This window comes from Pantoea sp. MT58 (assembly GCF_014495885.1).
In the GTDB taxonomy this organism is placed as follows: Bacteria; Pseudomonadota; Gammaproteobacteria; order Enterobacterales; family Enterobacteriaceae; genus Pantoea; species Pantoea eucalypti.
In genome coordinates this window covers 3,374,061-3,386,600 of the sequence record NZ_CP061083.1, presented here as the reverse complement: position 1 = coordinate 3,386,600, position 12,540 = coordinate 3,374,061, and the positions used below count along the sequence as shown (strand labels likewise).

Sequence of the window (12,540 nt, the reverse complement as noted above, 5' to 3'; positions counted from 1 at the left end):
GCTCCTTCAGGAGAATAGGGGATGAGTCGCAAAGGATCTGAGCACAGAGGCCTCTCAAATCCCTACGTCGGTATTAACCGAATCAGGTTCGACGGGTCTCTCTCAGCGGCTTGCTTGTGGCAGGCCGCACCCCGTTGAGAACGTCACATTCTAGTCATTTCAGCGCCGGGGCGAAAGCGTCACAGCGCGGGTGGGGCGAACCAGGCCGATTTAAAATCAAACCAGCCCAGCGTATTCATCCGGACGCCGCGCATACTGCGCTGCCCTTCAAGCAACAGCCAGTGATGAAACAGCGGATGCAGGCCGGCTTCGTCGACCAGCTGTTTGCTCCATTCGGCCAGCGGCAGCGCTTTCTCGCGCCAGCGGGCCGCATCGCCGTGCCAGTCGATAGCAAGGCAGTGATGCAGCAGCGGGATCTCATAAAGCTGTGCGAACAGCGAATAATTCAGCGGCAGGGTAAAGTTCACGCTTCCCAACCAGATATCACTCTCCGTTTCGCCCTGATACCAGCTTTCGTAGCTGATCTCACGGGTCTCCAGCGTGACGCCATGCTCTGCCAGCAGCGGACGCAGCGCATTCGCGATGCCTTCATGCTCCACGTGCTGGCTGTACCAGGTCAGCGTCAGATGGGTTAAGTCGGGCGGTTTTTCTACTGGCGTCAGGTCACGGCGATGATGCCAGCGTGGCAGCAGACCATACGCCGGAAACCAGTAGCGCTGATAGCCGACACCAGCGTGATTGAGCAGGGCGATGGGGTTAAACAGGTAGCTGACCCAGCGCCGGACCGCTTCGTTGCGACCCTGCTCTGAACGCTGGTCGAACAAAAGATAGTAGCAGCCCTCTTCAAGGCGGCTCTCCTCCTGAACTTCATCGGTGCTGCCGCCCTGCAGACGGACACCCGCATAGACCAGCTCATCGCTGATGTCGGGCAGTACCCAGATAGAGACATCATCAATCAGCGCGCGAAAACCGAAGTAGTCATCAAACGCTTCGATCTTCAGCTGGCTCTCCTGATTGCGGATCACCCGGTAAGGACCGGTGCCAACTGGCTGGCGAGCAAAGTCGTGCAGCGTCGGCCATTCGCGCGGCAGGATCATCGCACTGACGCTGCCCAGCAGCCAGGGCAAGCCCTCGTCGGGCTGGCTTAAACGGATATCCAGCGTCCAGGGGGCAGGTGAGTCGATTTGCGCAATATGGGAAAAGAGCGGATGGGGGCGCTGACGCTCCAGCGTGGCGAGCACATCCTCCATCTCCAGTTCTCTGCCGTGATGGAAGCGAATCGCCGGACGCAGGAAGAAGCGCCAGTGAAGTGGAGACGTCTGCTGCCAGTGGTGCGCAATATCGGGTTCGATTTCCCCGTTTTCCTCATTTATCCGCGTCAGACCGTTGAAAATCTGTCGGGCAATGTGGGTTTCCGAGCGCCGCAGCGGCGAGCCGGGCAAAAGGTTGAGCAGCGGACGATAGTAGAGCACCCGCAGGATATGCTTGCCCTGCCGGAAACTGCGCCCCAGGTGCGCGCTGATCATCTGCCGCACCTGGTTTTTATCGCCTACCAGCTGGACCAGCTGATCGATGCGATCCTGTTCCAGCAAATCCTCGGCACGCTGCTGCTGCAGGGCCAGGCCCGTGTAGCAGAAGATAAGCTGCGATCGCTTGCCGCGTCCGGCTTCAGCCTGCCAGGTCAGCCAGCCTGCGGCCTGCATCCGGTTGAGCAGATTGCGCATATGGCGGCGCGAGCAGTGCAGCAGATCAGCCAGTTCGCTGAGCGTAATCTCCTGCGTCTGGCCCTGACAACTCTGCCACAGGCGGATGAACTGCTGCTTCAGACGTGATGAGGACATAAAAGGGGAACTCCCTGTGAAAAGCGCTCTGTTTTTCCTGCCCCATTTTAAGAGCAAACTTTACGCTATGGGAAGAGCGGGAGGCATTCAGCAGTGAATGGCGTTCGACCCTCACTTCGCTGTTCAGCGGAGTGCTTTTCTGAGTAGGGTGCATTTACACCGCCAGCAGATGATCTCTGCTGGCTTTTTTCATGTTGCGCGGTATCGTCTACCCTTCTTTTTTCCCCTCTGTTTGTTCTGTAAGGGATTTCGAATGAAATCGCTGTTAACGCGGCAGCGCCGCATCAACCCGGTTTACCTCGCTTTTATGGTCGCCTCGTTCATGCTGGGCATCGCGGGTGCTCTGCAGGCACCGACGCTCAGCCTGTTTCTGACGCGCGAGGTACAGGCGCGGCCCTTCTGGGTCGGGCTGTTTTTCACCATTAATGCGGTGGCCGGTATCGTAGTGAGTATGCTGGTGGCAAAGCGCTCAGACAGCGTCGGCGATCGTCGTCATATCATTCTTTTCTGCTGCCTGATGGCGCTGGTGAATGCGCTACTGTTTGCCTTTACCCGCGACTATCTGACTCTGCTGACACTGGGTGTACTGCTGTCAGCGCTGGCCAGTGTTTCTATGCCGCAGCTGTTTGCGCTGGCACGAGAGTATGCCGATCAGTCGGCGCGTGAAGCAGTGATGTTCAGTTCTGTGATGCGTGCGCAGCTGTCGCTGGCGTGGGTGATTGGGCCGCCGTTATCGTTCGCGCTGGCGCTGAACTACGGCTTTGTGACGCTGTTTATGGTGGCCGCGGTGCTGTTTCTGCTGTGTATTCTTCTGGTCTGGTTTACCCTGCCGTCGGTGCCACGTTCGCAGCCACTGATGCAAAGCGGCGGGCTGCCGTTGAGCGGCTGGCGCGATCGCGATGTGCGTTTGCTGTTCCTCGCCTCGGTGGCGATGTGGACCTGCAACACGATGTATATCATTGATATGCCGCTCTATATCAGCACAACGCTGGGTCTGCCGGAGAAACTGGCCGGTCTGCTGATGGGAACGGCGGCCGGGCTGGAAATCCCGGTGATGCTGCTGGCGGGCCATTACGCGCGTCGCATCGGCAAGCGGCGGTTAATGCTGATCGCGGTGGCTGCGGGCGTCCTGTTTTATCTGGGGCTGGTGCTGTTCAACTCCCGCACCTCGCTGATGGTGTTACAGCTGTTTAATGCGGTGTTTGTCGGGATTATTGCTGGCATAGGGATGCTGTGGTTCCAGGATCTGATGCCAGGACGACCCGGTGCGGCGACCACCATGTTCACCAATTCGATCTCAACGGGCATGATTCTGGCTGGGGTGATTCAGGGAACACTGAGTGAGCGGCTTGGGCATGAGGCGGTTTACTGGCTGGCATTCGGGCTGGCGATAGTGGCGCTGGTGATGTCGGCGCGGGTGCGCGACGTATAAAGAAGAAGGGCGACGGGATGTCGCCCTGCTTTAACGCAATCAGCGCAGGAAGGCGGGCTGATTCTGCTCATACTGCGAAATCGACGCTTCATGCTGCAGCGTCAGGCCGATGCTGTCGAGGCCATTAATCATGCAGTGGCGACGGAAGCTATCGAGTTCAAACGAATAGACTTTGTCGCCTGCCGTCACCGTCTGTGCTTCCAGATCGACTGTGAAGCTGATGCCTGGCTGGGCCGCTACCAGTCTGAACAGCTCATCCACTTCCTCTTCGCTTAATTTCACCGGCAACAGCTGGTTGTTGAAACTGTTGCCGTAAAAGATATCCGCGAAGCTCGGCGCAATCACCACGTGGAAACCGAAATCGGTCAGCGCCCACGGGGCATGCTCACGTGAGGAGCCGCAGCCAAAGTTTTCGCGCGCCAGCAGGATGCTGGTGCCTTTAAACTCCGGCTTATTCAGCACAAAGCCAGGCGTCGGCACCGTACCAGCGTCATCTTCAAAGCGCCAGTCATGGAACAGATGCTGACCGAAACCGGTACGGGTCACCTTCTGCAAAAACTGCTTGGGAATGATCGCGTCCGTATCGACGTTCGCGGCATCCAGCGGTGCAACAATGCCAGTGTGCTGAGTAAATTTATTCGCCATGACTTAAGCTCCTGTCGTCAGTTCACGGATGTCGGCAAAGTGGCCGGTCACGGCAGCCGCCGCGGCCATCGCCGGGCTGACCAGATGGGTACGTCCACCACGGCCCTGGCGACCTTCAAAGTTACGGTTGCTGGTAGATGCGCAACGCTCGCCCGGATTCAGGCGGTCATTGTTCATCGCCAGGCACATTGAGCAGCCAGGCAGACGCCATTCAAAGCCCGCTTCCAGGAAGATTTTATCCAGACCTTCCGCTTCAGCCTGCGCTTTGACCGGGCCGGAACCCGGCACCACCATCGCGACCACGCCAGGCGCGACTTTGCGGCCTTTGGCGATAGCGGCGGCGGCACGCAGATCTTCAATACGTGAGTTGGTGCAGGAGCCGATAAACACTTTATCAATCGCAACATCGGTCAGTTTAATGCCCGGCTGCAGGTTCATGTAGGCCAGCGCTTTTTCCGCTGAGGCGCGCTCAACCGGATCGGCGAATGAGGCCGGGTTCGGGATCAACTGATCAACGGCAATCACCTGGCCCGGGTTGGTGCCCCAGGTGACCTGCGGTGCAATCTCTTCAGCATGCAGCGTCACTACCGCATCATACTTCGCGCCTTCATCAGATTTCAGGGTGCGCCAGTATTCAACGGCCTGCTCCCATTTCTCGCCCTGTGGGGAGAACTGACGACCTTTCAGGTAGTTGAAAGTAGTGTCATCCGGTGCTACCAGGCCCGCTTTCGCGCCCATCTCAATCGCCATGTTGCACAGGGTCATACGACCTTCCATGCTCAGCGCCTGAATGGCCGGGCCGCAGAATTCAACCACATAACCAGTACCGCCTGCGCTGCCGGTTTTACCGATGATCGCCAGCACGATATCTTTGGCGGTAATGCCGGTGGACGCCTGGCCCAGTACTTCAATCTTCATGGTTTTCGCCCGACCCTGTTTCAGGGTCTGAGTGGCAAATACATGTTCCACTTCAGAGGTGCCGATACCAAACGCCAGCGAGCCGAACGCGCCGTGGGTGGCGGTGTGCGAGTCGCCGCACACAATGGTCATGCCCGGCAGCGTCATACCCTGCTCAGGACCGATAACGTGGACGATGCCCTGGAATGGGTGATTCAGGTCATACAGCTGTACGCCAAATTCTTCGCAGTTCTTCATCAGCTCCTGCATCTGAATACGCGCCATCTCGCCCGACGCATTGATATCTTTGGTCTGGGTAGAGACGTTGTGATCCATCGTGGCAAAGGTTTTGCCCGGCTGACGGACTTTACGTCCGTGCGCCCGCAGACCATCAAAGGCCTGGGGCGAGGTCACTTCATGGATCAGATGGCGATCAATGTAGAGTAATGGGGTTTCTTCTGGCGTTTCATGGACGACATGTGCATCAAATAACTTCTGGTATAAGGTTTTCATTTTTTTATTTTTCCTCGGCGATAAAGCGGGCAATGATGCTGCCCATCTCATCTGTGCTGACCGCTGGGCCATCACCGGCTAAATCTTTGGTGCGGTAGCCCTGTTCCAGTGCACGACTGATGGCGCGTTCGATACTGTCGGCTGCCGCATCGGCATTCAGGCTGTAACGCAGCAGCAATGACAGCGACAGAATCTGGGCGACCGGGTTGGCAATATTCTGTCCGGCGATATCCGGCGCTGATCCCCCCGCCGGTTCGAACAGGCCAAAGCCCGCTTCATTCAGGCTGGCTGACGGCAGCATACCCATCGAGCCGGTGATCATGGCGCACTCATCAGACAGAATGTCACCAAACAGGTTGGAGCAGAGCAGCACGTCAAACTGCGACGGGTCTTTGATCAACTGCATGGTCGCGTTGTCGATGTAGATGTGGCTCAGTTGCACGTCCGGGTATTCTTTAGCCACTTCGTTGACGATTTCGCGCCACATCACCGAGGTCTGCAGCACGTTAGCTTTATCAACCGAGGTGACTTTGTTGCGACGTTTGCGCGCCGATTCAAACGCGATACGGGCAATGCGCTCGATTTCGAAACGGTGATAGACCTCGGTATCAAAAGCACGCTCTTCCGGGCCGCTGCCTTCGCGTCCTTTCGGCTGGCCAAAATAGATGCCGCCAGTCAGTTCACGCACGCACAGAATGTCGAAGCCTTTAGCCGCGATGTCGGCGCGCAACGGGCAAAATGCTTCCAGACCGCTGTAGAGCGCAGCCGGACGCAGGTTACTGAACAGCTTAAAATGTTTGCGCAGCGGCAGCAGCGCACCGCGCTCCGGCTGTGATGCGGGCGGTAAGTGCTCCCACTTCGGACCGCCAACGGAACCAAACAGGATCGCGTCGGCCTGCTCGCAGCCTGCAACCGTTGCCGGTGGCAGAGGCTCTCCATGCTGATCGATAGCGATGCCGCCGACCGCATATTCCTGAGTAGTGATCTGCATATCAAAGCGCTGACGAATGGCATCAAGCACCTTCATCGCCTGCGCCATCACTTCCGGGCCGATACCATCACCGGGTAAAACTGCGATATGAGATGAACTGGACATGGTTATACGGTTTCCTTCTGGTCTTTAAATTTGCGCTGCAATTCTTGTTCAACCTGACGGGCACGCCAGATATTGTTCAGGGCGTTGACCATCGCTTTAGCGGAGGACTCCACAATATCGGTCGCCAGACCAATTCCGTGGAATTTGCGGCCGTTGTAGCTTACGACGATATCGACCTGGCCCAGCGCATTCTCGCCGTGGCCTTTAGCGGTCAGTTTGTAGTTAACCAACTCAGCGTCAAACTGGGTAATGCGGTTAATCGCCTGGTAAACCGCGTCAACCGGGCCGTTACCGGTAGCCGCATCAGATTTAGCAACATCGCCGCAACCCAGATTAACCGAGGCGGTGGCAGTCATGCTGGAACCGGTCTGGACGTTAAATTCGTGCAGCTGGAAATGCTCCGGCTCTTCATTCTGTTTGTTGATGAAGGCCAGCGCTTCCAGGTCGTAATCAAAGACCTGACCTTTTTTGTCGGCCAGTTTCAGGAAAGCGTCATACAGCGTATCCAGATTGTAATCCTGCTCGGCATAACCCATCTCTTCCATACGATGTTTTACCGCCGCACGGCCGGAACGAGAAGTCAGATTGAGCTGAATTTTATGTAAGCCGATCGATTCCGGCGTCAGGATTTCGTAGTTCTCGCGATTCTTCAGCACGCCATCCTGATGAATACCGGAAGAGTGGGCGAAAGCATTGGAGCCGACCACGGCTTTATTCGCTGGGATCGGCATGTTGCAGATCTGGCTGACCATCTGGCTGGTACGGTAAATTTCCTGATGATTGATATTGGTGTGTACGTTCATGATCTGCTGGCGGGTTTTAATCGCCATGATCACCTCTTCCAGCGCACAGTTACCGGCACGTTCACCCAGACCATTCATCGTGCCTTCAACCTGACGCGCGCCTGCTTGGACAGCAGCCAGGGCATTACCGGATGCCATACCCAGGTCATCGTGGGTATGCACAGAGATAATCGCTTTATCGATGTTAGGAACGCGGTTCATCAGTTCACTGATAATGTGCGCATATTCGCCTGGCAGGGTGTAACCAACGGTATCCGGGATGTTGATGGTGGTCGCACCGGCGTTAATCGTGGCTTCCACCATACGGCACAGGTCATCAATCGGGGTACGGCCGCCATCTTCACAGGAGAACTCAACGTCACTGGTGTAGTTACGCGCACGCTTCACCATATGTACCGCACGCTCAATCACTTCTGGCAGCGTGCTGCGCAGTTTGGTTGCGATGTGCATTGGGGAAGTGGCGATGAAGGTATGAATACGGAAGGCTTCGGCAACACGCAGTGACTCATAAGCTGCGTCGATATCTTTTTCTACACAGCGCGCCAGTCCGCAGACGCGGCTGTTTTTGATGGTACGCGCAATGGTCTGAACAGACTCAAAGTCGCCCGGTGAGGAGACCGGGAAACCGACTTCCATTACATCCACGCCCATGCGCTCCAGCGCTAACGCAATCTGCAATTTTTCTTTCACACTCAGGCTGGCCTGTAATGCCTGCTCACCGTCGCGCAGAGTGGTATCGAAAATAATGACTTGCTGGCTCATCGTATTCATCCTTATGCTTTTTCTGGCCTGGCAACGAGCATAAAAAAACCCGCGACAGGCGCGGGTTTTTAACTTTCAGCAGGTTTGAATCAGTGTTTGATTCCGCCCACAAGTCTACCGCGCAAGCTGAGTGCGTTTAGTAGTAGACCGAGAAGGCGAACAGAACGAAACATGGATTCAAACCTTATAAAATGTTGTGCTGTACATATTGGTACTGGAATCATTCAGGGATGTCAACCTTCAATGCAGGGGTATTCTCCTGGGCGCCAGAGGAAGATATTCTGTTATTTATCGGTCAGGCAGCGTAATGAACAGCGCGACCCTCACTGTGGACGCAATCAGCGCGGGAATGCGGGGCGCTGGGGCGCGATTTAAATTCTATTTAATTGAATTATAAGTATTTTGTTTGCATGGTGTTATGCGGGAACACAGCATTTATCACCTGCTGGTTAGCATAATCCAATGTGCTTTAGTGATTTCCTGGTTAATTACGCCAGAAAAGAAAAATGTCAGACGATAGTGGGCTATTGCAGCCGGTAATAAGTTTTCGTTATTTCTTAGATCACGCTGAAAATAATTTCATACCCAGCATTTTCCTCTGCGGTTCTGCCGCGTAATTAGTTTAATCCGCGTAGCCAATTCTTATCGGCCAGAGGCTTTACGTCCCTGCCTTTTAATTTACGCGGGTTTGCGGTTTGCCTGCCCGTGTAACTGCGGTTATGGTAATCGACCTACTCTCAGAAAAATAAACGCAACAGATTTCTCTGTAACCGGACAGCGGCTGACGTTTCCGCTGTCGTGCATAAACATAAGATTTTGATTGGCAAAGCAGGCACCGGGGCAACGTGATACGCATAAACGGGCGCATTCACAGAGCCGGGTCCGCAAGCCTGGAGGCAGAAGATGGAGATGTTGTCAGGAGCCGAAATGGTCGTCCGTTCGTTAATCGATCAGGGCGTGAAGCAGGTATTCGGTTATCCGGGTGGCGCAGTCTTAGATATCTATGATGCGCTGCAAACCGTCGGAGGTATCGATCACATTCTGGTGCGCCATGAGCAGGGTGCGGTGCATATGGCTGATGGCCTGGCGCGCGCGACGGGTGAAGTCGGCGTGGTGCTGGTCACCTCCGGACCTGGTGCAACCAATGCGATTACCGGTATCGCCACCGCCTATATGGACTCGATTCCGCTGGTGATTCTGTCGGGTCAGGTTCCGTCGTCGCTGATTGGCTATGACGCCTTTCAGGAATGCGACATGGTCGGCATCTCTCGTCCGGTGGTGAAGCACAGCTTCCTGGTGAAAAACACCGAAGAGATCCCAAGCGTGCTGAAAAAGGCATTCTGGCTGGCCTCCAGCGGCCGTCCGGGACCCGTGGTGATTGACCTGCCAAAAGATATCCTGAACCCGGCGAACAAATTGCCTTATCACTGGCCGGAGTCAGTGAGCATGCGCTCTTACAATCCCACTATTCAGGGTCATAAAGGGCAGATTAAGCGCGCGCTGACAACATTGCTGGCGGCGAAGAAGCCGGTGATCTATGCGGGTGGCGGTGCCATTACCGCAGGCTGTGAAGCGGAGCTGTTACAGCTGGCAGAAAGCCTGAATATTCCGGTGACGACCTCGCTGATGGGCCTGGGCGCGTTTCCTGGCACCCATCGTCAGTGTGTCGGCATGCTGGGTATGCACGGCACCTATGAAGCTAATATGACGATGCACAACACCGACCTGATTTTTGGGATCGGTGTTCGCTTTGATGATCGCACCACCAACAATCTGGCGAAATATTGCCCCAATGCCACGGTGATGCACATCGATATCGACCCGACCTCTATTTCCAAAACGGTGTCGGCGGATATCCCGATTGTCGGCGATGCAAAACAGGTGCTGCAGCAGATGCTGGAGTTACTGACGCAAAGCGACACGCCATCACGTGCTGAAAGCCTGCACGACTGGTGGCAGGAGATTGAAGGCTGGCGCAGTCGTCACTGTCTGGAATTTGATCGCACCAGCGACAAAATTAAGCCGCAGGCCGTGATTGAAACCATCAGCCGGCTGACCAAAGGCGATGCCTATGTCACGTCAGATGTAGGTCAGCACCAGATGTTTGCTGCGCTCTATTATCCTTTCGATAAACCGCGCCGCTGGATCAACTCTGGCGGTCTGGGCACCATGGGCTTTGGCCTGCCCGCGGCGCTGGGTGTGAAAATGGCGCTGCCGGAAGAGACCGTCATCTGCGTAACGGGCGATGGCAGTATCCAGATGAATATTCAGGAGCTTTCAACAGCATTGCAGTACGATCTGCCGGTGCTGGTACTGAACCTGAATAACCGGGTGCTGGGCATGGTGAAACAGTGGCAGGATATGATCTACTCGGGTCGCCACTCCCAGTCTTATATGGAATCGCTGCCTGACTTCGTGCGTCTGGCGGAAGCCTACGGTCACGTCGGGATCGCGATTGAGCATCCGGCTGAGCTGGAAGAGAAGCTGACGCTGGCGCTGGAAACCCTGGCGAAGGGGCGTCTGGTCTTTGTGGATGTCACCGTTGACGGTAGCGAACATGTCTACCCAATGCAGATTCGCGGTGGCAGCATGGATGAGATGTGGTTGAGCAAAACGGAGAGGACATAATTATGCGTCGTATTTTATCAGTTCTGCTGGAGAACGAATCCGGCGCATTATCCCGTGTCGTCGGCCTGTTCTCACAGCGCGGCTATAACATTGAAAGCCTGACCGTGGCGCCAACCGACGATCCCACACTGTCGCGGATGACCATTCAGACGGTGGGCGATCAGAAGGTACTGGAGCAGATTGAAAAGCAACTGCACAAGCTGGTGGATGTCCTGCGCGTCACCGAGCTGGGGCAGGGCGCCTATGTTGAGCGCGAAATCATGCTGGTGAAGATTCAGGCCAGTGGTTATGGTCGCGAAGAGGTGAAGCGTAACGCCGAGATCTTCCGTGGTCAGATCATCGATGTAACGCCGACGCTGTACACGGTTCAGCTGGCAGGCACCAGCGACAAACTGGACGCCTTCCTGAGCACCGTCCGCGATGTCGCTGAAATTGTTGAAGTGGCGCGCTCCGGTATCGTCGGCGTTTCACGCGGCGATCGCATCATGCGTTAATCACGCTGCGTCATCATCAATCCTCACCTAACCCGGCGAAATGCCGGGTTTTTTTATTTTTTATGCGCCAGGCGGATTACATTCAGAAAAGCGGTTGCTCCGCGCACTTTTCTGCTGTTAGATGATAGACATGAGTTATCCATAGCTTAACTGCGGCTATTTCTGCCGTAAAAGCGGATTTGATGGTGGGGTTATTGTGAAACTGGATGAAATTGCGCGTTTGGCAGGCGTGTCGCGCACCACGGCCAGTTATGTGATCAACGGCAAAGCGCGGCAGTATCGTGTCAGCGACAAGACCGTTGAAAAAGTCATGGCAGTGGTACGTGAACATAATTATCACCCTAATGCGGTGGCTGCGGGGCTGCGCGCCGGGCGTACGCGATCCATTGGGTTAGTGATCCCTGATCTGGAAAATACCAGTTATACGCGTATTGCAAACTATCTTGAGCGACAGGCACGTCAGCGCGGCTATCAGCTTCTGATCGCCTGTTCTGAAGATCAGCCTGAAAACGAGATGCGCTGCATTGAACATCTGCTGCAGCGCCAGGTCGATGCAATTATCGTTTCCACCTCATTACCGCCAGAGCATCCCTTTTATCAGCGCTGGATCAACGATTCTCTGCCAATAATTGCGCTGGACCGTGCGCTGGATCGTGAACATTTTACCAGTGTCGTCGGGGCCGATCAGGACGATGCCCAGACACTGGCTGCTGAACTGCGTCAGCTCGACGTTAAAAATGTGCTGTTCCTCGGTGCGTTACCCGAACTGTCAGTGAGCTTCCTGCGCGAAATGGGTTTCCGCGATGCCTGGAAAGACGATCCCCGTCCGATTGATTATATCTACTGCAACAGCTTCGAACGCACTGCTGCTGCTGCACTGTTTGAGAAATACCTTGAAGATCATCCGATGCCAGAGGCGCTTTTCACCACCTCTTTTGGGCTGCTGCAGGGTGTGATGGATGTGACGCTGAAACGAAACGGCCGCCTGCCGACGGAGCTGGCGATTGCCACCTTTGGCGACCACGAATTACTGGACTTTCTTGAGTGTCCGGTCCTGGCCGTTGGTCAGCGTCATCGTGACGTGGCAGAGCGCGTGCTGGAATTAGTTTTAGCCTCACTGGACGAACCCCGAAAACCAAAACCAGGCTTAACCCGTATCCGGCGTAATTTATACCGTCGCGGACAATTAAGCCGAAGAGTTAAATGAGTAACGGGCAGTATTATACTGCCCCTTTTATTTCGCGATTTACTGATTAAATAAACAGTTCGACGTAAAAAAGGGTAAATTCTGCTCATCAAATCTAACAAAGCAGAAAGCCCGATACCTATTATTTGCTTACAACTTCAACAAACCTTCTTTCCCGTCTGCCCTGAAGCCGCTGGGCTTCCATTCAGAAATCCCCTAAAATGCCGCCGCTGTCTCAGAAAT

10 protein-coding genes and 1 riboswitch are annotated in these 12,540 nt (G+C 55.2%); of the genes, 4 read left to right on the top strand and 6 right to left on the bottom strand.

All coding sequences use genetic code 11. The features are described 5' to 3' along the window. Positions 1-41 precede the first annotated feature (41 nt). A riboswitch (TPP riboswitch) is annotated at positions 42-144 on the bottom strand. A 35-nt stretch (positions 145-179) separates the two neighbouring features. Continuing rightward, positions 180-1,841: an HTH-type transcriptional regulator SgrR gene (gene sgrR, locus IAI47_RS16025; RefSeq protein WP_008925569.1), complete on the bottom strand. Its 1,662-nt coding sequence runs from the start codon at positions 1,839-1,841 to the stop codon at positions 180-182. Positions 1,842-2,094: 253 nt separating this feature from the next. On the opposite strand from sgrR, the gene IAI47_RS16020 reads away from it, so the two are divergent. Then, entirely contained in the window at positions 2,095-3,273 is a 1,179-nt protein-coding gene (locus IAI47_RS16020) for an MFS transporter (protein WP_003854780.1), read from the top strand. Between the two features lie 39 nt (positions 3,274-3,312). Here IAI47_RS16020 and leuD read toward each other — a convergent pair whose 3' ends face one another. The 5 genes from leuD to leuL all read right to left on the bottom strand — a co-directional run bounded on the left by leuD (position 3,313) and on the right by leuL (position 8,162). After that, a complete protein-coding gene (gene leuD / locus IAI47_RS16015) occupies positions 3,313-3,918 on the bottom strand; it encodes a 3-isopropylmalate dehydratase small subunit (protein WP_008925570.1) in 606 nt (201 codons plus the stop codon). Positions 3,919-3,921: 3 nt separating this feature from the next. Continuing rightward, a complete protein-coding gene (leuC, locus tag IAI47_RS16010) occupies positions 3,922-5,328 on the bottom strand; it encodes a 3-isopropylmalate dehydratase large subunit (RefSeq protein ID WP_008925571.1) in 1,407 nt (468 codons plus the stop codon). Between the two features lie 4 nt (positions 5,329-5,332). Further along, positions 5,333-6,424 (bottom strand): 3-isopropylmalate dehydrogenase, encoded by a 1,092-nt coding sequence (gene leuB / locus IAI47_RS16005; protein WP_003854775.1) that lies wholly within the window; start codon positions 6,422-6,424, stop codon positions 5,333-5,335. Between the two features lie 2 nt (positions 6,425-6,426). Further along, on the bottom strand, positions 6,427-7,989 hold the full coding sequence (gene leuA / locus IAI47_RS16000; RefSeq protein WP_003854773.1) for a 2-isopropylmalate synthase: 1,563 nt from the start codon (positions 7,987-7,989) through the stop codon (positions 6,427-6,429). Between the two features lie 89 nt (positions 7,990-8,078). Beyond that, positions 8,079-8,162: a leu operon leader peptide gene (gene leuL, locus IAI47_RS22200; RefSeq protein WP_099257765.1), complete on the bottom strand. Its 84-nt coding sequence runs from the start codon at positions 8,160-8,162 to the stop codon at positions 8,079-8,081. A gap of 730 nt (positions 8,163-8,892) precedes the next feature. Here leuL and ilvI point away from each other — a divergent pair. The 3 genes from ilvI to cra all read left to right on the top strand — a co-directional run bounded on the left by ilvI (position 8,893) and on the right by cra (position 12,318). After that, positions 8,893-10,617 (top strand): acetolactate synthase 3 large subunit, encoded by a 1,725-nt coding sequence (gene ilvI / locus IAI47_RS15990; protein ID WP_008925573.1) that lies wholly within the window; start codon positions 8,893-8,895, stop codon positions 10,615-10,617. Positions 10,618-10,619: 2 nt separating this feature from the next. Then, positions 10,620-11,111, top strand: coding sequence for an acetolactate synthase small subunit (ilvN, locus tag IAI47_RS15985; protein ID WP_003854770.1), 492 nt, complete (start codon positions 10,620-10,622; stop codon positions 11,109-11,111). 196 nt (positions 11,112-11,307) lie between these two features. Beyond that, positions 11,308-12,318 carry a catabolite repressor/activator gene (gene cra / locus IAI47_RS15980; RefSeq protein ID WP_003854769.1) on the top strand — a complete coding sequence of 337 codons (1,011 nt, stop codon included), beginning with the start codon at positions 11,308-11,310 and terminating at the stop codon, positions 12,316-12,318. The last annotated feature ends 222 nt before the right edge of the window (positions 12,319-12,540 follow it).

Excerpts from the sequence above, each read along its gene's own strand:
- leuC (WP_008925571.1), bottom strand. The coding sequence starts at position 5,328 with ATGAAAACCTTATACCAGAAGTTATTTGATGCACATGTCGTCCATGAA.
- leuL (WP_099257765.1), bottom strand. The coding sequence starts at position 8,162 with ATGTTTCGTTCTGTTCGCCTTCTCGGTCTACTACTAAACGCACTCAGC.
- leuD (WP_008925570.1), bottom strand. The coding sequence starts at position 3,918 with ATGGCGAATAAATTTACTCAGCACACTGGCATTGTTGCACCGCTGGAT.
- leuA (WP_003854773.1), bottom strand. The coding sequence starts at position 7,989 with ATGAGCCAGCAAGTCATTATTTTCGATACCACTCTGCGCGACGGTGAG.
- ilvI (WP_008925573.1), top strand. The coding sequence starts at position 8,893 with ATGGAGATGTTGTCAGGAGCCGAAATGGTCGTCCGTTCGTTAATCGAT.
- leuB (WP_003854775.1), bottom strand. The coding sequence starts at position 6,424 with ATGTCCAGTTCATCTCATATCGCAGTTTTACCCGGTGATGGTATCGGC.
- IAI47_RS16020 (WP_003854780.1), top strand. The coding sequence starts at position 2,095 with ATGAAATCGCTGTTAACGCGGCAGCGCCGCATCAACCCGGTTTACCTC.
- sgrR (WP_008925569.1), bottom strand. The coding sequence starts at position 1,841 with ATGTCCTCATCACGTCTGAAGCAGCAGTTCATCCGCCTGTGGCAGAGT.
- ilvN (WP_003854770.1), top strand. The coding sequence starts at position 10,620 with ATGCGTCGTATTTTATCAGTTCTGCTGGAGAACGAATCCGGCGCATTA.